General features: G+C 41.5%; 15 protein-coding genes, 4 pseudogenes and 1 riboswitch. Of the genes and pseudogenes, 8 read left to right on the top strand and 11 right to left on the bottom strand.

The window, feature by feature from the left end:
• Positions 1-52: 52 nt before the first annotated feature.
• A pseudogene (locus N693_RS20635) lies at positions 53-244 on the top strand (IS5/IS1182 family transposase); the annotation flags it as partial.
• 479 nt (positions 245-723) lie between these two features.
• Here N693_RS20635 and N693_RS0113495 read toward each other — a convergent pair.
• Positions 724-1,284 carry a YdhK family protein gene (locus N693_RS0113495; protein ID WP_025785358.1) on the bottom strand — a complete coding sequence of 187 codons (561 nt, stop codon included), beginning with the start codon at positions 1,282-1,284 and terminating at the stop codon, positions 724-726.
• Positions 1,285-1,477: 193 nt separating this feature from the next.
• On the opposite strand from N693_RS0113495, the gene N693_RS0113490 reads away from it, so the two are divergent.
• From N693_RS0113490 to N693_RS19320, 4 genes and pseudogenes are all read left to right on the top strand, one after another.
• Positions 1,478-3,514, top strand: coding sequence for a heavy metal translocating P-type ATPase (locus N693_RS0113490; protein WP_025785357.1), 2,037 nt, complete (start codon positions 1,478-1,480; stop codon positions 3,512-3,514).
• Between the two features lie 146 nt (positions 3,515-3,660).
• Positions 3,661-5,019 carry a cell wall metabolism sensor histidine kinase WalK gene (locus tag N693_RS0113485; protein ID WP_025785356.1) on the top strand — a complete coding sequence of 453 codons (1,359 nt, stop codon included), beginning with the start codon at positions 3,661-3,663 and terminating at the stop codon, positions 5,017-5,019.
• Positions 5,020-5,037: 18 nt separating this feature from the next.
• On the top strand, positions 5,038-5,712 hold the full coding sequence (locus N693_RS0113480) for a response regulator transcription factor (protein ID WP_025785355.1): 675 nt from the start codon (positions 5,038-5,040) through the stop codon (positions 5,710-5,712).
• A 12-nt stretch (positions 5,713-5,724) separates the two neighbouring features.
• Positions 5,725-7,208 (top strand): annotated as a pseudogene (locus N693_RS19320) (multicopper oxidase family protein).
• A gap of 130 nt (positions 7,209-7,338) precedes the next feature.
• Here N693_RS19320 and N693_RS0113465 read toward each other — a convergent pair.
• Positions 7,339-8,142 (bottom strand): MBL fold metallo-hydrolase, encoded by an 804-nt coding sequence (locus tag N693_RS0113465; RefSeq protein WP_253271201.1) that lies wholly within the window; start codon positions 8,140-8,142, stop codon positions 7,339-7,341.
• Between the two features lie 390 nt (positions 8,143-8,532).
• Positions 8,533-9,114 carry a DUF4256 domain-containing protein gene (locus tag N693_RS0113460; RefSeq protein ID WP_025785353.1) on the bottom strand — a complete coding sequence of 194 codons (582 nt, stop codon included), beginning with the start codon at positions 9,112-9,114 and terminating at the stop codon, positions 8,533-8,535.
• A gap of 270 nt (positions 9,115-9,384) precedes the next feature.
• On the opposite strand from N693_RS0113460, the gene N693_RS0113455 reads away from it, so the two are divergent.
• A complete protein-coding gene (locus N693_RS0113455; protein WP_025785352.1) occupies positions 9,385-10,293 on the top strand; it encodes an AraC family transcriptional regulator in 909 nt (302 codons plus the stop codon).
• A 1-nt stretch (position 10,294) separates the two neighbouring features.
• Here N693_RS0113455 and N693_RS0113450 read toward each other — a convergent pair whose 3' ends face one another.
• From N693_RS0113450 to N693_RS0113435, 4 genes are all read right to left on the bottom strand, one after another.
• Entirely contained in the window at positions 10,295-11,545 is a 1,251-nt protein-coding gene (locus N693_RS0113450; protein WP_025785351.1) for an MFS transporter, read from the bottom strand.
• A 321-nt stretch (positions 11,546-11,866) separates the two neighbouring features.
• Positions 11,867-13,144, bottom strand: coding sequence for a beta-N-acetylhexosaminidase (nagZ, locus tag N693_RS0113445; RefSeq protein WP_025785350.1), 1,278 nt, complete (start codon positions 13,142-13,144; stop codon positions 11,867-11,869).
• Between the two features lie 228 nt (positions 13,145-13,372).
• Positions 13,373-13,909: a DUF6609 family protein gene (locus N693_RS0113440; protein WP_025785349.1), complete on the bottom strand. Its 537-nt coding sequence runs from the start codon at positions 13,907-13,909 to the stop codon at positions 13,373-13,375.
• 131 nt (positions 13,910-14,040) lie between these two features.
• Positions 14,041-14,580: a hypothetical protein gene (locus N693_RS0113435; RefSeq protein ID WP_025785348.1), complete on the bottom strand. Its 540-nt coding sequence runs from the start codon at positions 14,578-14,580 to the stop codon at positions 14,041-14,043.
• A 210-nt stretch (positions 14,581-14,790) separates the two neighbouring features.
• On the opposite strand from N693_RS0113435, the gene N693_RS0113430 reads away from it, so the two are divergent.
• Positions 14,791-15,561 carry an aminoglycoside 6-adenylyltransferase gene (locus N693_RS0113430; protein WP_025785347.1) on the top strand — a complete coding sequence of 257 codons (771 nt, stop codon included), beginning with the start codon at positions 14,791-14,793 and terminating at the stop codon, positions 15,559-15,561.
• Between the two features lie 124 nt (positions 15,562-15,685).
• Here the strand turns inward: N693_RS0113430 and N693_RS0113425 are convergent, their stop codons facing one another.
• From N693_RS0113425 to N693_RS0113415, 3 genes are all read right to left on the bottom strand, one after another.
• The gene (locus tag N693_RS0113425) at positions 15,686-16,414 is read right to left on the bottom strand and encodes an FG-GAP-like repeat-containing protein (RefSeq protein ID WP_025785346.1); all 729 of its coding nucleotides are present in this window, start codon (positions 16,412-16,414) and stop codon (positions 15,686-15,688) included.
• A gap of 507 nt (positions 16,415-16,921) precedes the next feature.
• Positions 16,922-18,268 carry an APC family permease gene (locus N693_RS0113420; protein ID WP_025785345.1) on the bottom strand — a complete coding sequence of 449 codons (1,347 nt, stop codon included), beginning with the start codon at positions 18,266-18,268 and terminating at the stop codon, positions 16,922-16,924.
• 15 nt (positions 18,269-18,283) lie between these two features.
• A complete protein-coding gene (locus N693_RS0113415; RefSeq protein WP_025785344.1) occupies positions 18,284-19,000 on the bottom strand; it encodes a cysteine hydrolase family protein in 717 nt (238 codons plus the stop codon).
• A 176-nt stretch (positions 19,001-19,176) separates the two neighbouring features.
• Positions 19,177-19,362, bottom strand: a riboswitch (Lysine riboswitch).
• Positions 19,363-19,558: 196 nt separating this feature from the next.
• Here N693_RS0113415 and N693_RS19315 point away from each other — a divergent pair.
• Positions 19,559-19,960 (top strand): annotated as a pseudogene (locus tag N693_RS19315) (transposase); the annotation flags it as partial.
• Positions 19,961-20,228: 268 nt separating this feature from the next.
• Here N693_RS19315 and ftsZ read toward each other — a convergent pair.
• Positions 20,229-21,173 (bottom strand): annotated as a pseudogene (ftsZ, locus tag N693_RS19310) (cell division protein FtsZ); the annotation flags it as partial.
• Positions 21,174-21,884: the final 711 nt, after the last annotated feature.

The following is a 21,884-nucleotide window of genomic DNA, read 5'->3' as shown; positions in this document are numbered from 1 at the left end:
GCTCTCCGCTACAATCAACGGGATCTACCAACTATTAAATGGGGTAAAGGAAATGATGATGAAGAATCAATTCAAAGAACGGGAACAGATGAAGATGCTTACAATCTAACAGTTAGTTCCGCAAGACCATATGGTCCGAAATTTAGAGGCAGCAATTGATTTTCCCTTCATTTATCAATTGGTTACAGATTTATATTCACTACTCGAGAGACCATGCATAGATCCTGTCGTTTTTCATAATATGTAATTTATTCAATAACCTAAATCCTCTTAGGGTTGTCTATAGCATACCATGCTTCTCCTTGACATCGGAAAAAACGCGTTCAACGGTCTCTTTACATTTCCATAGACTTCTTTGATTTCATATCGGTGTCTCAAGTCTTCTGCTACATCTAGTTATTCTTGCCAGCTGGACATGGAGCACTCCGATTACATTCTTTGATTGAATGAGCTGAATGTGTCATAGGACATTCAGTTGATTGAAGTGCAGGACAGCGACTCCTGGGGATCAGCGCAGCGCGAAGACCCCACAGGAGCGAAGCGACGAGGAGGCTGAGTGCAAGCCCCCGGAAAGCGCCCGTCTGGAACGGAGATCAACGGCCTGTCATCCTTCATTTCCAGAGTCAACGATGCCAAAAGACAAAAGGGATGGAAATCAAATCGATTTCCATCCCTTTTGTCTACAGTCTGAGAGCTGCACTAGGCAGCTCTTTCACTTGATGTTTATTTTTTCGATAATTCATCTTCCACGACCCATTTGTGGTTCTTCACTTCATCTCCACCCGTTGTCGGCACGTAATCGATCATGTAAACAGTTGTCTGCTCGGCAGATTCGATTTCTGCTTTCGCTCCTTCCATTCCTTTCATATGATCGGCAAGGGTTGTCACTTCAGTTCCTTTTTCCAAAGGAGCGGCCGATGGGTCTTCGAGTTCTTCATGGATGACCCATTTGTGATCCATCACTTTCTCGCCCCCATCCGTCGGTGTGTAATTAATGGAATATGCTGTCGTATCATACGCCCCAACGATTGTCGCAGTTGCCCCGTTCATGCCTTCCATATGATCCGTTTCAATAATCGCTTCAGATCCTACAGGGAATGTTGGATTTTCCGCTTCTTTTAAGCCTTCAGGTATGTTGCCGTCACTTGAATGATCCATACCTTCCATATCCTCATGGGAAACTTCTTCACTCGTAGCAGGTTTGTCTTCTTTTGTTGTTGTCGCTCCACAGCCTGCCAGCACTACGGTGAATGCAGCACTCACTGCTAGTAGTTGTTTCTTCATAAATAAATCGCTCCTTTTTTTCATTTCTGTAGAGGTGTTCCCGATAATCCTCACGAGATAACCAAAATACAGAAACTCCTTAGAATCTCCTTATTTCGTATACGTTTCAGTTGTTTGTGAGAACTGCACATCTTTTGCACAATTGGCGGGTATAGCTATCTTGCATAACAAAATTAGCGAAAGGAGTTTTACTATGAAGAATCATCACAACCATATAAATCAGCATGCGAACCACTCGGACGCACAGCATTCCGAAGGAGGTCAATCAGGTCATGGTCATGACAACCACCATGCCCACATGGTTAAAGACTTCAAGAAGAGGTTTTACGTGTCACTCGTTGTTACGATTCCTATTCTGATACTTTCGCCTATGATTCAACATTTTTTAAACGTCGACTGGCGTTTTACAGGAGATTTGTATATCCTGTTCGCGCTCTCTACATTTGTCTTCTTTTACGGAGGACTTCCGTTTCTGAAAGGTGCGAAAGACGAACTTAAAGACCGTACACCAGCGATGATGACGCTCATTTCTCTCGCAATTACTGTTGCGTATGTATACAGTACTGCTTCTGTTTTTGGATTGGCAGAAGATAATTTCTTTTGGGAATTAGCGACACTCGTCGATATCATGTTGCTTGGTCATTGGATTGAAATGCGGTCCATCATGGGAGCATCGAAGGCGCTTGAAGAACTTGCAAAACTAATGCCTTCTGAGGCTCATCTACTGAACGAGGATGGTTCGACAACAGAAGTAGAAGTATCGGAATTGCAGCATGGCCAACGCGTACTCGTCAAACCTGGCGAGAAAGTTCCAGTAGATGGACGTATTGTGGAAGGTAAATCTTCTGTGGATGAATCTATGTTGACCGGTGAATCTCTTCCTGTTGAAAAATCAGTAGATGAAGAAGCCATTGGCGGATCCATCAATGGAGAGGGCTCCCTAGTGCTATCCGTTACAAAAACGGGTGAAGATACATACCTTTCACAAGTGATTACACTCGTAAAAGAAGCACAGGAATCCAAATCGCGTGCACAAGACCTTGCGAATCGTGCAGCTAAATGGTTATTTTATGGCGCACTCGCTGCCGGACTCGTCACATTCATCGTTTGGCTGTCACTTGGTTATCCTGTATCGTTTTCAATGGAACGCATGGTAACGGTCCTCATTATTGCTTGCCCACACGCACTCGGGCTAGCGGCACCATTAGTCGTTGCCGTTTCTACTTCCATTGCAGCAAAAAATGGCCTGCTCATCCGAAATCGCCCTGCGTTTGAAGAAGCACGAAAAATCGAAGCAGTTGTTTTCGACAAAACAGGTACCCTGACAAAAGGTGAATTTGGAGTAACAGATATCCTTCCTTCCGATGGATATCAAGAGGAAGACGTGATTTCATTTGCAGCGGCGGTTGAGTCCCAATCACAGCACCCGCTGGCTCAAGGAATCGCAAGAAAAGCAGAGCAATCTGACATCAAAGTACCGAAAGTCCACGATTTCCAATCGATAACGGGTAAAGGATTGCAAGGAACGGTCAATGACAAGCATGTGTTAGTTGTCAGCCCCGGGTATATGAAAGAAGCAGCTCTCTCTTACCCTGAAGACAGTTTCAGTGAATGGTCCGCAGAAGGGAAAACAGTCGTCTTTCTACTTATTAACGATCAGCTCTCTGGAATGATTGCCCTTGCAGATATTGTTCGAGAAACGGCTGTTGAAGCAGTTAGCGAGCTAAAAAAATTGAACGTCAAATCGATTATGTTAACGGGCGATCACACACAAGTTGCGCAATACGTAGGCAAGCAGCTCGGACTTGGAGAAATTTTTGCCGAAGTACTCCCTCATGAGAAATCAGAAAAAATTGTCCACATCCAAGAAAAAGAAGGACTTCGAACCGCCATGACGGGAGATGGTGTCAACGACGCTCCTGCACTCGCAAAAGCAGACCTTGGGATTGCGGTCGGTGCCGGAACGGATGTCGCAATTGAAACGGCAGATGTCGTGCTTGTAAAAAGCAATCCACTAGACGTCGTCACCATCATTAAGCTGTCTGCTGCTACTTACCGTAAGATGAAGCAAAACTTATGGTGGGCCGCTGGCTACAATATTGCAGCGATACCGCTTGCAGCAGGTATTCTCTATCCATTTGGGATTGTGATGAGTCCTGCGGTCGGTGCGATATTAATGTCTCTCAGTACCGTAATCGTGGCGATCAATGCCCGTTTACTTAAAATTTAATGTACTTTGCATTACAGACTATCCAGAAGTTCAGTGCATGCTGATTTCTGGGTAGTCTTTTATATCGAACGTAATTCGTGCTTTCTGCATAAATTTTCGATACGTTTAACTTATACTGCTCATTAGAGCGAAAAGGAGCGCGTGTTGTGAACAAAATTTCAACGAAGTTAGCGGCTTCATTTATCATTTCATTTCTTATCATGGATACGTTGCTCATGGTGTATTTGCATCAGACCATCACGAATGCTCGGGTCGACGAAGAACTCGATCGACTTTTAAAAACCGGTAGCAATCATCGCAATGTATTAGAAGATAACTACACCGAGACGACATTGAATCATATCATCCTCATGGAAAGTGGTGGTGAACGGGACGCTGTAATCCTCGACGATGCGGGAAATGTATTGCAGCATTCATTGGAAAATGAGGAAATCCTCGCACCTTATTTGACCAAAATAAAAGAGGAACGACCGACAGAAGATATGATTATTCCAGTCAATTGGAAAAAGTCCCCCTATCTCGTCAGCTTCCACCCTTATGAGGTTCAAGGTAATTCCGGTTTCCTCGTCATGTTGCAGAGTACAGCGCCCATTCGTCAGCTCGTGGGTCAGCTCAATGTCCACTTCCTTCTCGCTGGTGGCGGAAGTATCGTCATCTTATTAGTAGTTTATATGTTGTTATCCAAATGGCTGACTCGTCCACTCATTCGTATGAAAGAAGCCACTGAACAAATAAGCGAAGGATACTTCAATGTCGACTTACCTACGTTTTCGAATGATGAGTTAGGTGAGCTGGCAGCCTCGATTCGTAAATTATCGAATGACTTGAGCCGAGTCAAACGCGAACGCAACGAGTTCCTAGCGTCGGTTTCTCACGAAATGGGGACACCTCTCACGTATTTAATTGGTTATGCGAAAGTCGCTCAGCGGACAGAACTGGATAATTCAGAGCGTTTCAAGTATTTATCGATTATCGAAGAAGAGGCCGAGCGCTTGAAAACACTCGTGAAAAACTTGATGGATCTTGCTCAGATGGATGAAATGACGTTCACTGTGATGAAAACAGAGTTTTCTTCCGCTCGGTTCATCCGTGATATTGTCCAGCTCGTCCAACCAGCGTTCGATATGAAAGGAATTGTGCTCCTACATGAATCTGTCGATGATTTCACTTTAGTGGCAGATCGAATGCGTCTTGAGCAAATTATCCTTAACTTACTGGACAACGCCCTTCACTATTCAGAAAGTGGTACGTCTGTAACCGTTCGTGCGTTTCAAGAAAAAAAGCAAACTATTTTACAAGTGGAAGACAACGGATGTGGCATTCCAGTTAAAAATCAGCAACAGATTTTCGAAAAACTGTATCGTGTCGAAAAATCTCGTTCACGATCGTTTGGCGGTGCCGGCCTAGGTCTTGCGATTGTGAAGGAATTGACTGAAGCGCACGGTGGCACGATTGACGTTCAAAGTGAACTAGGTAAAGGTAGCACGTTCACGATACGACTATGACAGGAAGTGACGATGGATATGAAAACGATCTTACTGATTGATGACGAACAGCGCATGCTCGATTTGCTCGAACTGTTCCTTGCTCCGCACGGGTATCGCTGTTTGCAAGCGACAAACGGTCAAGCAGCTCTCGATCTGTTTGCAGAAGAGAACGTACATCTCGTGCTGCTCGATGTCATGATGCCGGGGATGGACGGATGGGAAGTTTGTCGACGCATTCGTGAAATGTCGGACGTGCCTGTAATTTTATTAACAGCCCGTTCCGACAAGTCAGATGTTGTCAAAGGTCTCGAGCAAGGTGCGGATGATTATATTACAAAACCGTTTGACGAGAGGGAACTAATGGCTAGGGTACGGGTCGCGCTACGCCGTGTTCCTGAAGAAGATCAGGTTAAGCAGCTCCGCGAAGGTCTCTTTACGCTGGACTTGGAGTCGTATTCCCTCCTGCACGGGGATGAAGAAGTCCGTCTTACTTTAAAAGAATTTTATATCATCGAAGCGATGATGACCCGACCAAACCGGACGTTTACACGGGAAGACTTGCTTCAAGTGGCATGGGAATACGATACGTATACCGAAGTTCGGACAGTCGATTCCCATATCCGAAACCTACGGGACAAGTTACGAAAATCGAGTTTTCCTATTGATGACATCCTCCGAACGGTGTGGGGAATCGGCTACAAATGGAAATGAGGAGTGTTTAAGATGAAGAAATGGATTGTAATATTTTTCATCAGTTCACTGATTGCAGGCTGCTCACTGAGTGGAGCCAAGGAAGATTCCAAGGGGGCATCTCCAGAGAATGATATGAATCATGACATGAGCGGGATGGAAGGCATGATGGACGGTCATATGGATCACAACAATCCTTTGCCATTGAAAGATTCAAAAGGGGTAAATGAGTTGGCCATTCCTCCCTTGCTCAAAAAGAGTACGTCTGAAAACGTCGACTACACACTCACCGCACAGAAGGGCGAACGTATGCTGTTGGAAGGACAGGAAACGGAAACCTATGGCTACAATGGTGACTTCCTCGGCCCTGTTCTAAAGTTGCGAAAAGGAGAGTCGGTTCGGATTAAAACCGTGAATGGACTAGACGAGGATACGACGTTCCACTGGCATGGTTTGGATGTACCTGGTGATGTCGATGGTGGTCCCCATAACCCCTTGAAGCCTGGAGAAGAACGGATTATTCATTTCAATGTCACACAAGAAGCCGCCACTCTTTGGTTCCATCCACATCCTCATGGAAAAACGGCGGAGCAAGTATATAAGGGGCTAGCTGGTCTTCTTTATATCGAAGATGACCATTCGGACAGGTTAAACTTGCCTGATGACTATGGTGTCAACGACTTCCCGGTTCTCTTTCAGGATCGCGCATTCAACCAAATTGGCGAACTGGACTACCAGATAGCGTATAATTCAGACGGAACGATTGGTGATCGCTTGCTTGTTAACGGCACGCTCGATCCTAAACTGACCGTCCCTCAAGGTAAAGTCCGGTTGCGATTGCTGAACGGTTCGAATGCCCGTAATTATAAGGTATCTCTTAGTTCCGGAGATTCGTTCCAGCAAATCGCCACAGATGGTGGGTTACTAAATGATCCGTTAGAAATGGAATCACTCCTGTTGACTCCTGCAGAACGTGCGGAGATCATCATCGACTTTGACCAGCTGCAAGATGTTAAAGATCTTGCGCTAGTGGATGATCAAGGAACGATTCTTCTGCCATTCGAAGTCAATGAAAAGAAGACTTCCAACGAACTACCTGCTGATTTGAATTCGTTTGAAGTAACGGAGAAAGAAAGAAGTTTGCCCGTGACGAAGCGATTAGAATTGTTCGGCATGATGGACATGGTGACGATCAACGGAAAGAAATACGATAAAGACCGCATTGACATGACCCAAAAAGTCGGCGAAACAGAAGTCTGGGAACTGTCCAACAAACCTGATCCGATGGGTGGTATGATCCATCCGTTCCACATTCACGGCACGCAGTTTAAAGTGTTATCGGTGAACGGAGAAGAACCGGACGACAATCTGAAAGGCTGGAAAGATACGATTGCGTTACATCCTGGAGATCATGTAAAATCGCGATTTCATTTGCAAGCAAAGGGGTGTATATGTACCATTGTCACATTTTAGAGCATGAAGATAATGGCATGATGGGACAGATTGAAGTGAACTAAGAAATCGGAAAATCCGCCCTGCTCTTTTTGAATGTGGCGGATTTTTTAGTAGCTGTATATAACCTTGTTAGTTGCAGCCCACTATTCGAGGACACTTCTAATTCTAGCCATTCTTCCGCAATGTGAGTGTTCACTCTACCACTTTGAACTCCTGAACAATAGACGTCACCATATGTATCGAATCCCATTCCCCTTTGGATATAGGCGTAATTGGGTATTCCTTCGGGAACAGTGTCTTATCGATTTCGTAGGGTGACATTCCCTGACTATGTAGCTTTTCCACTTCAGCATACAGGTCCTCCAAGTACTCCAGCTTCTGTGTCAGCTTGGCTTTTCCATCGTGGACGTAGCCGGCATGGCAACAAAACATCGAACCTACATCATATGTAAGGATATTCCGGAGGGAAGTCATGATCCTGGGAACTGATTCACTCGCCATGATGAGTTTCGTTTTCCGAGATACATACAAATCTCCTGAAAACAGCGTTCCTGTTTCGTTATCGAACAACACAATCTGGTCCTCTGCGTGTCCGGGCGTGTGGATGACTTCCCATTTCTTCGTCTCAGAACGGATAGTATCATTTAACGGGAGTGCGTTGAATGACCTACGAAGTCCCCACGTTTTCTTACGATAAGCTGGATACGGAGAATCCTCGGAGCACATACCGATTCCCAAAGGATGGATATAGATTGGGACGTTTCGGTTTTCCCTGATCCACGGAGCCATCCCAGTATGGTCTTCATGATGATGAGTCAGCACCACCTGATCGAACAATGCGTTTTCGTAGAAACGAGCAAGCTCATCCTCCAAGTTGGCCGGCCCTGTATCGATCAGCATGCCATCGGTTAAGAAGGCAAATACTTTTCCTATAAGGGGATTCCTCATTTCGACACACGTCACGCCTTCTCTTTCATACACTTGAACCAAATCCATCCACTTCCTTTCGCGTAATCATCCTCTATGGGTTCCTGAGATTCAATTAATACTTCACAAGTTGCGGTATCGCGACCTTACTCCTGTACTACTTCAATTATCGATAGGATAAATCCTCCCAGTGATTGTTGTGTGCACCACATAACTAGTGCTCAAGAAGAGTTCCACCTAGTGAGCGATACCGCGATTGCGCTAGAAGTCATTAATGTCGCTACCTGCAGGAAGCCATCGTAGAGCAACTTGTTTCCATGGATGAAATCACCGAATCAGCAAAAACACTCCCTTATACAGCAGATGAGTTACTAAAGTTCATTGCACATTTTAAGCATTACATATAAAACAGTCTCAATCCAAGTCTAGGATTGAGACTGTTTTGATGAGCTTTATTAGTTATACGTACAGGACTCCACGGAATCCTCTAGCTGCATAATAGGACTCGACCCCATTGTGATAGACGAACACTGTGTCGAAGCGGAAATCGCAGAAAAGTCCGCCTCCAAGTTTACGAATATTTGAAGGGGTTTGTATCCAAGTGGATGTTTTCTTATCGAAAGTCTCTATTTGCTGCAACGCTCGGTATTGTTCTTCATCCAACAATTCAATTCCCATTTCTGTTGCCATCCCAACAGCGCTATGTGCTGGTTTGTTCTTTTTCCGTGCTTCGAGCGATTCCGGGTCGTAACAAACACTTCTCCGACCTGAAGGGCTTTCTGCTGAACAATCGCAAAACGTATAGGTATCTGTTTCTTTGTCATAACCGATAACATCAGGTTCTCCACCAGTTCTTTCCATTTCGTTCAATGACCACAGTTTTTCCGTATTTGTATCGAGCCTTGCTTGAACCGTTGCCCATTCCAGTTCTGGATGACGATGCATATTGTCTTCAAAACGAGTTTTCAAAACGCTGAGTAGTTCTTCGCACTGTTCAACTGGTAACTCTTTCTTCGCAATGCTTTCACTTGAATTCGTCATAGTTACTCCCCCTTAAAAAGTTCTTTTTGTTAGTTCAAATGATACCACGCTTTGTTCATCTACGACCTTTTTTTCATCTACGTTGGATTTCTTCATTGACCTAATGAATGTTTACGTTTAGTGCCAGGGCGTTGTCTAAGATTCTCTTCACTTCATCCTCAATAAAGTCTAACATCTACAGTATGCTATAATCAGCATACATTTTGAAATCCCGTTGTTAATGAACTAGATTTCTTACCTTTTTTAAGATGATTAGAGGTGATTGATAGTATGAGATTAGTAAAGGTTCAACAAGTGATCGATTACATTGAAGAGCATATTCAAGAGGAACTAACACCTGATCTTTTAGCTGGCATCGCTGGATACTCTCCGTATCACTTTAACCGGATTTTTGAAAAACATACAGGCTATACATTAATGGATTACGTAGTGAAACGGAAATTGCAATATGCTTTATACGATTTAGCTCATGGGAAAAAGGTTATTGAGATTGCGTTATCGTATGGATTTGAGACTCACGCTGGATTTACGAAGGCGTTTAAGAAGTGTTTTGGAAGTCCCCCACGATTATATCGACAGCATTGTCCTAGCTCACTCCCTCAAAAAATCGATTTGAGTCGTCTTGAACAAAATCAGGTAGGTGGCATTGTCATGCAGCCTAAGCTAGTGCATAGAAGTTCTTTTACCATCGCTGGGAAAACAGTTGAACGATCCATTCGCAATATTTCTTATACACGCGACTCGCCAGCCCTTTGGAACCAAAAACTTTTCCCTGACGAATCCATTGAACGAACCTTGTACGAGACATTGACTCCTGAAACACACGGGGAATACTGCCTCAATTTGAGAAGCGATGAAAAGGAAGAGGGTTTCACCTATTTATTTGCAGTGAATTATGATACTGGAACTTCTCTTCCAGACAGGTGGACTAAATTGACAATCCCTTCCACGACTTATGCCATTTTCCGGACTCCACTCGTTACCGTAGAAGACTTTGCCATTTCGATAACGGGTACATGGCAGTATATTTTAGACGATTGGCTTCCTCAATCCCCTTATGAAGTGGATGAAACCTGCTATGACTTTGAGTACTACGATGAACACTGTCATGACTGGGAATATGAAAGAGTCTATATGGAGATCTATCTTCCAATAAAAGAAAGAAAGCAAGGGTGCTAAACTATTCCTGCTTTCTTTTTATAATAATCCGATACAAAAACAATACAGGAGTTAAAAGGATTGCACTAACGATCAGTGCTGTTCTGATAGTATAGCGGGTAGCGACTATTCCGATGATAGGAGCACCGCCTATTTGACCGATCGCGTCTGCTTGGCCTTTTACCGAAAATAATGTCGCTCGAGTTGAAGATTCCGGAATAATCTTGTTTAGCCAAATGTCTTCTAACGGGTACATGATGGTTCGTGTAACTTGAATAATTACAAAAAATCCTAATAGGGCAATCACAGAGGTGGAAGTAGCAAATCCGATTAATGAAAGAATGATCAATAAACTCGCCATGAAAAGAACCAGGTAGATTTGAGTGAGTTTTTGGTAGACGGAACTGCGATTTATTACGTGCAATGCAGCAAAGGAAACAAGAACGACGACAAATTGAACTCCCCCTGTGAGGATCACCAATTTTTCTGGAGTCTCCGAAGACAAATTTACCACTTCTGATAAGTGTGATAACCATAAGCGATCAAATCCTTCGCTATAGAAGCCTACAAACAAGGCGATTAAGAAAAGAATTCTCATGACCACACTTACCTTGACTTGAACTATGAGTTGCTTTAGGTTGTCCTTCATACTTCCCCAGGCTGTTAGGTGTTTCTCTTTCTTTTGCGGCTTGAAATTCTCTTCAGTCATGTTCTTCATCAAATATAAAGCTAGCCCCAACGTGCAGAACCCACCGATAATTATTGGTAGTCTGATCATGAAAAAGCCAACTGCTATACTTAAAGGAATCGCGATGACTTGCGCCAAGTTTTCAATTTTCGCGCCACGAACGAATGCTTCTGAAGCACGCGCTTCTCCTATTTCATCTGCAATCCAAGCTTGACGTGCTCCACTAGTGAATGTATATCCAATCCCCCAAACGATTTGTGCCAACAAAACCGCTGAGAAATAAGGAAATAACCCTTCTATTAAAAAGCCTACGCCTATGAGGACATAACCAATGACAATCGAGAGTTTACGGCTCTTTAAATCCGAAACGACACCTGTTGGAATTTCAAAAAGAAAGACGGTCAGTTCTAAGACTGTACCGACAAGCACTAGTTGTAACGGATCGAGTTTGACTGTGTACACTTGGTACAGCAAATTCACAGTTACGATTAAGGTGAAAAATAATTGCGAAAGAAAAGCTGTGTTGAGATAGACTTTATAAGGATCTTTTGTTAGTGGTTTTATAATGATTCCCTCCCTACTCATTATTATAAGAAGGGAGGGAACTCATTTCTTATCCAAATTTGCGATAATTTTTAAAAGTAATCCATCTTTCTAGTTTGCACTTGAACTTTGTCCGTAGACAAACTCCAGAAATCTTAGGGGTTGCCAACAGTCTTTTTCTCTTACAATAGAATTAACTATGAAAAATTGATTCCCCAACTATCAAATGAAGTGATGGAGATCATGATGAATAATCATATAAATAAACGGGAACAGATGGAAAAGCTACTGTAGTACTCATCTGAATATGGATCTGCATCACTAAGGCATACTTCCATTTCAGGTCCGCCTGAATGCTCGTACTCAGTTGTGACTACCCTTTTTAGTTACTTCTTTGATTTCTTTATTGATCTTTTGGATGTTTACTTTCGGTGTCGTTTCATCGTCCAACTTATACTTCTCTTTCAGTTCTATAATCCGCATGACACTTTCGTCAATCCGCTTTTCGGTAATTTCGTTGGATGCGACTGCTTCTTTCAGAGCCTCTATCACCGCGATTACTTTCTCTGGATCATGTGCGACGAGAATAACATCACTTCCAGCTTTGACGGACTGAACAGCAGCTTGCGCAATGTCGTAGTGTTTTGCGATTGCTTTCATCGTCATATCATCGGTCATGATGATCCCGTTGAAACTGAGCTGCTCGCGCAACATGCCCGTGATGATTGGTGCTGACATCGAGGCTGGATAAGTATTATCCAAATGTGGCAGTAAGATGTGAGCGACCATGACGACGTCTGCATCTGCTTCAATCGCTTTTTTGAAAGGAATCAGTTCGAGTTGTTCGAGCTGCTGTATTGTTTTGTCTACCTTGGGCAGTTCCAGATGGGAGTCGACGGATGTATCACCGTGTCCCGGGAAGTGTTTGACGACAGGTATGACGTGTTCTTCCTCAATACCTTTCATCGTTTGGATGCCGAGTGTACTGACGACGTTCGGGTCCGCACTGAACGAGCGGTCTCCGATGACTGGGTTGTTCGGATTGCTGTTTACGTCAAGGACAGGAGCAAAATTCATGTTGAAGCCAAATTGCGTGAGCTGTTTCCCAAGTATTCGTCCGATATTGAAGGCATAATCGGGATCATTCGTTTTTCCGATAGTGGCACTCCTTGGCAGCTTTGCAACTTGTTTCGGCAGACGGGCAACACGGCCACCCTCTTGGTCGATGCTTGTAAACAGCGGAAGCAGATTGTTTTGGTTGGCAATTTTCAGGCTGTTGACGAATTGTACGGTTTGGTCAGGAGTACCAACGTTATTTGCATAGAAAATGACGCCACCAATCTGGTAGTGTTCGATAAGCTGCTGGGACGCTTTGTTGATGGCCGTACCGTCGATTCCAGCAATGACGAGCTGGCCGATCTTTTCATCAAGTGTCATGTTAGACAGCACCTTTTCCTCCTTCTTTTCGACTTTTTTCCAGACTGTGATATGGTCCACGGTTGGATTTGGTTTGCCATCTGTCGGTTTCGCGGTCAACTCATTTGAAGTAGACTTCCTTCCTGGATTGTTTTTGAGTGTGAAGGCCAGCATAACGATAGCGGCAATCACTAGTACAGACACTATATAAAGTACTTTTTTCATGAGGAATACCTTCTTTTCTAAAGGCTGTACTGGATTAGCTGGCTTGCATGATTGCGACTCCATCTAGTATGGACAAACGCAGTGCTTGCTAATACGCCTCATGGTTGACACTTAGTGTTTCATGGATGAATAGAAAAGCAACCTACCTGTATGGGGAAATTTGCAGGAGGTTGCTTCTTATAAATGTAGTGTTTCATGTAAGATCGGATTTCAAAAATACATTTTTACTTATTGTGGGCTACTCAGCTTCCGTCTCATAAGTAGCATTTTGCAACCAATTATAATTTTTATGATACCGTCTATCGCTGCGAACAATAGAAAAGGAACACTGTTTAAATATATGCCGAGCAGTGAGTTCACTAGTGTTAATATGCCTAAAAGGAGCATTATTTTGCCTTGAGAAAAGTAAAAACCAAAAAAGTGAATTCCGATAACGATGAATATACATAACCATAGTAATCTTAAGTCCTCAAAGCCGATAAGCAAACCAACAAGTGTGCATAAGATTATAGTAAATATGATCGAATAGTTATCCATCCTATTTTGAAATTTGGAATTCTCACCATATGAAAGTTTCTTATTTACATAAGGCAAACCAAATATCAGAAAGTACCCAAGAAAATAACCAACCCCCATAATAAAAGGCTGTATGAATAAGTCACCACCAATACACGCTGAAAGAATAATAATAACACCAATATAAATGAGCCATACTCCCACGGTTCTTTGGTTATTATATTGTCCGTTACTTTTTCTTTTGTCCATCGTCGTGCCCCTTTCTTTATAAATTAGATAGTATTACTGTATTTCCATAACTTCTCTCTACTAACGTTGTTGAACATCCATATTTCGTGGATGTCCATGAGGAATCCCTGGCAACAAATAAACGAATTCACTTAAATTTTTCTCTTATAATCTAGATGAAGCAAATAGATTAAAATGAGTAACAGAATAGCCAGAGAAAACGGTATGAGCCACAAATTTTCCCCATTCAAATATAGCCCCAAAAACATTACTGTAACTGAAATGACCGGTGCCATTATATAGTAAGGTTTGGAATTATACAGCCATCCAAAAGGGAATAAGTGAGCACCTGTTATAATCGCAAATAACATAACAGCATCGTTTGGACTTTTTATAATTCCCCAAAAAAGGATGGGGAAATAGATAAGCTGCGCAATGTTTAAATACAAACCTAGACTGCCCAATGGGTTATTTTCAAACTTCCAATCAGCCTTTATTAAAGTAGAAACAGAAACGGAAAATGGGAACATTAATCCTGTTGAAAACAGCATATATATGTTTTTCTGATATGTACCTGTTGACTGTAAAAATATTATTGTAATAATAGACCAAATTATGAAAGCGGATGTTATGAATCCCATCCCATTTTTCCCTCTTACTGATAGTTCATTTCTAGTTTTGTATAATTCCAAAGTTATTTTCCACCTCTCTCAATATTGAATAACCTGATATATCAACTCAATAAGACTCCTTGGCAATCAGGAAATCCATCCCAATCCTCCATTTTCATAAAATCCATCTTGCTATACAATGGAAATCATACCATAATAAAACTGTATTTACTGAAGATATTGACATTCGCAAAAAACGCTACTTACGATACTACGAAGAAGAGGTGAATTATGTACAGTACTGTGGAAAGAGAGGATTATTTCAAAACTGCCATTCGTAAAATAGAAGCGATTGAATTGGTGGAAGGAATCGTTCAACTGGGTTCGGGGGTGTCTGGATATAAGGATGAGTATTCTGATATTGATTTAATGGTATGCACTTCAAAAGAAGAGAATGCACAAGCAACCAAAGATCAAATACACCAAGTGCTCACTGAATACACTCCTATGTATATAAAAGAGAAAAAGTTCAGCGATACTATTTTTCTCCTAATTGTACTCCTGGAAAACGGATTGGAATTTAATATTTCAATTGCTCCAAGAAATTTGCTACCTGTACGTTCTCCTTTATGGAAAGTAGTCGTGGATAAAACCGGTAACGTATTGAAGAAAATGAATACTGAGAACGAAAAGTTTGAAAGTAATCCCGTGAAATATGATACCTACAGTGACATTGCTTTTGAGTTTTTCTACTGCACAATCGGACTGGAAAAGGAATTGAAGCGTCACAATTTCATCTATACACTGAAATTATTAGATACGATGCGAGACTATATTTTACATGTTCAAGCTATTAATGAAGACAAGAAATGCCACCAATTTAAAGCGTACGAGACCTTGGATTCGAGTTTCATTGATAGATACCTTGCTACTTTTCATATGGTGATGACGAAAGAGGCAATCGCAGAATCCGCCTTTCAGCTAAAAGAGTTGTTTATGACTGTTATGGAAGACAGTTCTGTGTATCACATGGATGATGCGATACGACATCTTTTGCGATAGAACAGTCGCGTATGTGTCAATTGTGGTTCTTTAGGCGACCTCATTAAAAAAAGTAAAACCGCCTGTATCCTGGATGGATCACTGGCGGTTTGTACTAGAGTGTACGGATCGATCACTACTGAAATTAGTGACCATATAGGGCGAACCACTGTTGCCAAATTGAAAACTTTTGCCCATCCCACTTCAGTGTATTAATAATATATCCAAATGAATCAGCTTGATAAAGCCCACTAATTTGTTGGTACGCCTGGATTTCATATACGCCATCCCTATCCAAATCCACTGGATAAAATCCGCTAACCCCGTCCGCCATCCCCGTAACCGGCTGTTTCAACTTTCCATTTTGATAATAAATTTGCGATAAATACTCTGCACCACGATCACTAATATCTAACAAATAAGATTTACCCGTTGCAGGGCTATGAACGTTAACTTTAAAGAAGTCCATATAGGTGACAGTGTACTGGTTCTCCTTATTATATTGATCAAAATCAAATAATTTCTTAGCTTCATTGTTCACGAACGAATAGACATAGTCGAATGTAAAAGCTCCAGACCCACCTGAATCTATACTAATTAGAATGTCCATAATGCCATCGCCCGTAAAGTCCCCTAGAAATACAGTGGGATTATAACCGGAATTCCCGTTTTCATTAAGTGAAATCGTGTGCACCCTGTTCGTTGCACCGTCTTGAACATGCAACGTAATCTGCTCCACATAGGGACTGGATGGATCGACTGACTTTACTGCTGTCAAAAATACATAATCCATTATTCGATCGCCATTGACATCTCCATGTGCACCGGCAACTATTACTGGTTGTCTGTATTGGTTAACCTCATTCACACGCATTCTACATCACTCCTACTTAGATAGACGTTTGACTCAGTATATTCATCTACGTGGGAAAGTGACCCGAGTTCAGGGGAACGAATGATAGATGTATAGATGCGATACATAATTATCGTAAGCAATTGGGAGTTCTCTTTTTAGCTATAGCCCATCTTGACACTATCCGATTGACGTGACAGTAAAAAGAAGCTTGGTAGGTTGGATTTTAAATTAATAGACAGTGGTAAAAATAATTTTGAAGGGCAAGAAAGTAAACGAACCTATCTCCAGATCAGTAGTATTTGAATACACCTTTATAAAAAACAGCACATAATGGTTACTTTACTTTTTCTTTTTAAAGAAAAAGCAGAGATCCAAGAGTGAACCCGCAACTCTTAGACCTCTGTTTTGGTAGCTCTAATCATACGACCGCGTCGAGTGAGATAGTTTAGCTGTTTGTCACACTGTTTATAAATCATCCCCTGATACGCCATAATTGCACTGCGCATAGGTAATCTCATTTAACCTTTATAGATCTGTAAGAATTGGAGGTTTCTTTTTGAATCCTTTTGTTGTAATGAGAGCATATATGACGCCTAAAGCCATCCAAGAAAATCCCACTTTTAAAGTCAATGCCGATAAGTTTATAAATAGGTAAAAACAGATTAAAAAACCTAATCCAGGAATCACTAAATAACGAACAAGTTTCTTTTCTTTTTTCCGGAAATAATAATAGACAATAACCGATAAGTTAACAAACATAAAACCTGATAATCCACCAAAATTCATTAATTCTGCAACTAAATTCATTGGTAAAACAAGCGCTCCAACAATACTAATGCTGCACATTAACAAAATGTTGTACATAGGTGTATTATATTTCGGATGCAAATGAGTAAAGAATTTCTTGGGAAGAACCTCATCACGACCCATACTGAACATGAGGCGTGAAGCACTTGCTTGCCCCGTTAAACCAGCTGTAAAAGTTGAAACGATTACTGCGACAGTAAAAAGGGTTGCGACCAATGCTCCGCCTGCCGCTTCTGCTACTTCAAATAGGGCAGTATCATCAGATTGAAAGCTATTCACATCCGGCCATACAAGCTGTGCCACATATGCTTGTACGATGAAAATTCCTCCACCGATTAAGCAAGAAAGAATGGCTGCTTTCCATATATCATCTTTTGGATTCACCGCTTCTTCAGATAATGTTGTAATCGAGTCAAATCCTAAAAATGAAAAACATGCGATTGCTGCACCTGATACAACTGCTGAAAGCGCAAATGTTTCACTATTAAAGAACGGAGTAATTGATACTAATGCCGATGCACCTTCACCTGCTGTGATTGCCTTCATACAAAAAATAACGAAGATGGCAACAACAATTCCCATAAACAGTACTAAAATTTGATTGGTTTTGGCCGCCATTTGCATGCCGAGAATATTTATGGTTGTAATAACTCCGGCAATGATCAGCACCCACGCCCAATAGGGAACGGATGGAACTAAGACATTGGCATAAGAGGCACCAATCATGAAAACGATTAAAGGTACAAGTACATAATCCATAAACATAGCCCAGCCCGCGAAAAATCCTAAATGCGGATTGATCGCACGCTGCGTATATGTGTATGTTGAGCCTGAAACCGGGAAAGCGGCTGCCATTCTGCCATAGCTATATGCCGAAAACAACATTGCAAGCATCGCGATTAAATAAGCTAACGGCAACATCCCTTTTGTTAATTGGGAAGCATAACCATAAATATAAGCAGGAGCAATTGGTGTCATAAACGCAATTCCGTAAATAACCAAGTCCTTCAGTTTCAGTACACGCTTAAACTGGGGAGCTGAAGGAGTATGTTGTGCATTATTCATATAAAAGCTTCCTTTCTAGTTTTGAACAACCACTTGTTGTTCAATTCCCTCAGAAATCAATTGAATCGTTTCCTCTGTGCTCATTACCTGGCAATAGATTTGGTTCATGATCATGATTTCTGCATCGTGCAATTGTTGCGTCGCTGCTGCACAAGCATCTTCTACTAAGATCACTTCAAAGCCAGCGTCTGCCAAGCTGCGTACAGTGGAAGCAACGCATTGGTCGGTTACAACTCCTGTACAGACAACCGTTTCAATCCCCATATTGCGAAGTAAAAACTCATAGTTTGTCCCACTTAACACACTGTCTGTCGTCTTGTTTACTACGATTTCATCATCTAGCGGTTTTAACTCGTCAACCATTTCTGCACCCGGATCTCCGATAGGCAACAAAATATTATTCCAACCGGGGCGACGTTGGACAGGTGAACGATCCCGTCCATTTTTATGATGACATGCAATACGGCCGAACGTGACTTCCATTTGGCTGTCACGGAAATAAGTCAGCAGTTTCTCATTGTTCGGAATCACCACATTTTCAATTCGATTATAGAAATATTCCCATTTATCAAAGATGCCTTTTTCTCGTGCGACTTGTGCATCCAACCCATCTCGGCTAATAAACTGTTTTTGCATATCTACAATAAGTAATGCCGTTTTGGCCGGATCTACTTTCATTTTTTCTTCACCCGTAGGTAAAAATTCGTAATACAGCGTCTGTTGGTTATCCATTATAAATTCCTCCAATACCAGCCGAATTTGCGACTGGATGTATTTTTGACAATAAGAAAAGAGATTCCGCATGTGCTAAAGAATCTCTTCAAGGCAATAAAAAAAGACTAAATACCTTTCCATGTTAGAAACCGGAAAATGATGTAGTCATTCCAAATTCCTCACCCTTTTATCTCTTTTGAGATAGCACAACTTAATAAATTTAAAAAATTTATTAAGACAGTCCTGCAATTATTCATTACAGACCCAGTATACAAAGGCGAGAATCCTTCCTATACTTCGGCGACATTTCCTTCTTCATAGCTTCAACGTCTTCTCGGACTTCACTATGCACTAATAAATATCGCGCCTCTACCTCACAAACATAAGCTGTGAGGTCTATTAAATTATAGGGTTCAGTATATAACTATAGCTTTAAGCTTGTCAATTTGTTTTTCATTTTATCCCTCAGGCTTGGGAGTGTAAAATATCTTGGGTAAATGAATAAATGCAAAAAGGAAGACCTTTTCTTGGTAGAATTAAGTCACCACAACCAATCCTAGAAAAGAGGTCTTCCCTATGACTCAGTTTACATCAGATATCGTTCAAGCACTAGTCCAAAAACAAGATATTACCGAGGTATTTGGATTACATTTAGAAACAGCCGTGAGTACTTTATTAGCTACGGAGCTAGCAGCTTTCCTAGATTACGAAAAGTATGATCGAATCGGATTTAATTCAGGAAATTCCCGGAATGGATCATACGACCGAACATTACACACTGCGTATGGCGACCTTCAGGCCATTATTCCTCGTGACCGTAACGGCGAGTTTAAGCAACAGACAGTCGCACCTTATAAACGCTCCAATGATACATTCTAATCCTTTGTCATTCACATGTTTCAAAAAGGTGTACCGATGGCAGAAATTGCAGATTTGATTGAGAAAATGTATGGACACCATTACATACGCCAAACCATGTTTCAAGCGAATTAAGAATCGCGCTTAGAAAGAACAATTAAGTAATTTTTCAATAGTGACGAGTTCCCAGAAAAGGGTTGCATCTTCATTTACAGATAAATATTTACACTCTCGAATATTTTGAATTACATAGATTAGACGTGTATTTCAGTCTACAATGTTTGATTTGTATCGCTATAAGTACAACTATTACATTTTCTACCGCTCGGTTGGTATGAACTTGTTTGCTGTAGTTGGAGACAGTGTATTTTAAGATTAAAAAACATCAGTCGCTAAAACCTGTAGCAATAACGGTTATGATAATTTCATCATGTAAATTTTCATTAATAACAGAACCAAAAATCATATTAGATTCATCGCCACCTACAGATGCAATAATAGTTGCAGCTTCTTGGACTTCATATAAGCTCAAATTTGTACCGCCAGTCAGTTTCATCAGCACACCTTGAGCATTAATAAGGTTAGTTCCAGTGCCTAATAACGGACTGGAAATAGCCTTTCTTGCAGCTACAGCAGCACGATTTTGACCTGTTGCGCAACCAATACCTATTAAAGCCGAACCCTTATTGGACATGATTGTTTTAACATCGGCAAAGTCAACATTAATTAAACCTGATCCGGTAATTACATCCGAAATTCCCTGGATAGTTTGGTGAAGGACATTATCTGCTTCGCGGAACACTTCTAGAATAGGTGCATTTTTATCTATTGTCTCCAACAAGCGATCGTTTGGAATAACAATTAAAGTATCTACTGCCTTCTTCAATGAGGCGATACCTTCTTTTGCTCGGGTTTTACGTTGCCTTCCTTCAAACGTAAAGGGAGATGTAACAACGCCAATAGTGAGAATGCCCAGCTCTCTGGCAATTTCCGCAATTGCTGGAGCAGCACCTGTACCTGTCCCCCCTCCCATCCCGGCTGTGACAATCACCATATCTGCTTTTTTTATTTTTTTTCGGAGCGATTCCTTACTTTCTTCGACTGCCTTTTTACCTATAACCGGATTAGCACCTGCTCCTAAACCTTTTGTCAATAGTGTTCCGATTTGCATCTTAGTCTCAGCATTTGATAAATTGATAGCTTGCACATCAGTATTAACAGCGATAAACTCTACACCCTTTGTCTCATGTTCGATCATACGGTTTACTGTATTGTTTCCTCCGCCACCCACACCAATTACTTGAATGACTACTGGATTTGTACCAAACTCCATCTTCATCGCTCCCTCTGGCTCTTCCATATGACCTTATACAAATTATTCACTCAAACTTTTTTTCTATTGATATTTAAAGAAAAAGGCATTATTAAAGCACTTCCTTAGAGGAAGCAACTTTAACAATGCCTTCATTAAATTCTTTTCTTTTCAATTTTTGTAGGATCCAACAACAAATGGGGATCTGTGTTTATAATTTTAATATAATATTTGCTGATAAGCAATAAACGCCAGAAAAGTGCAAGATGACGAGCACTACAGTTTATTTATGCCCCACACTATTTTTCATCTTTAACAAATGAGCAAGTTTTATTACTACTTAAAACTAAGTGGAACGCAAAAGTTACTCATTTCTGATACTCATGAACGTTTTCCGCGTACAAGATTTCTTACAAGATGTAGGTCGTACAATCGTTGCCTCCGTACTTGCCGAACTTAGTACAAAGCCCACACATGAACAACGCTTCAAGGTATGGAATGTGGAATACAGTCTACAGGATTCCTTCGCATCCCTTGGTTTACTCTCTTTTTTGAGGACGACCTAAACGTCTACCCTATTTTACCCGATTTTCAGGAAAGATTTTCGAGACCGCGTTTGAAGAAATATAAGCACATTTCTGGTTCTAGGAGGATAAATTAATGACCTTACTGAAGACCACGTATTGCCTTGCCGATCACTTTTTTTTGAGGGCCCCAATTATTGTTCCTTTA

Source organism: Sporosarcina sp. D27, from assembly GCF_000586555.1.
In the GTDB taxonomy this organism is placed as follows: Bacteria; Bacillota; Bacilli; order Bacillales_A; family Planococcaceae; genus Sporosarcina.
This window is presented reverse-complemented; position numbering and strand designations above follow the sequence as displayed.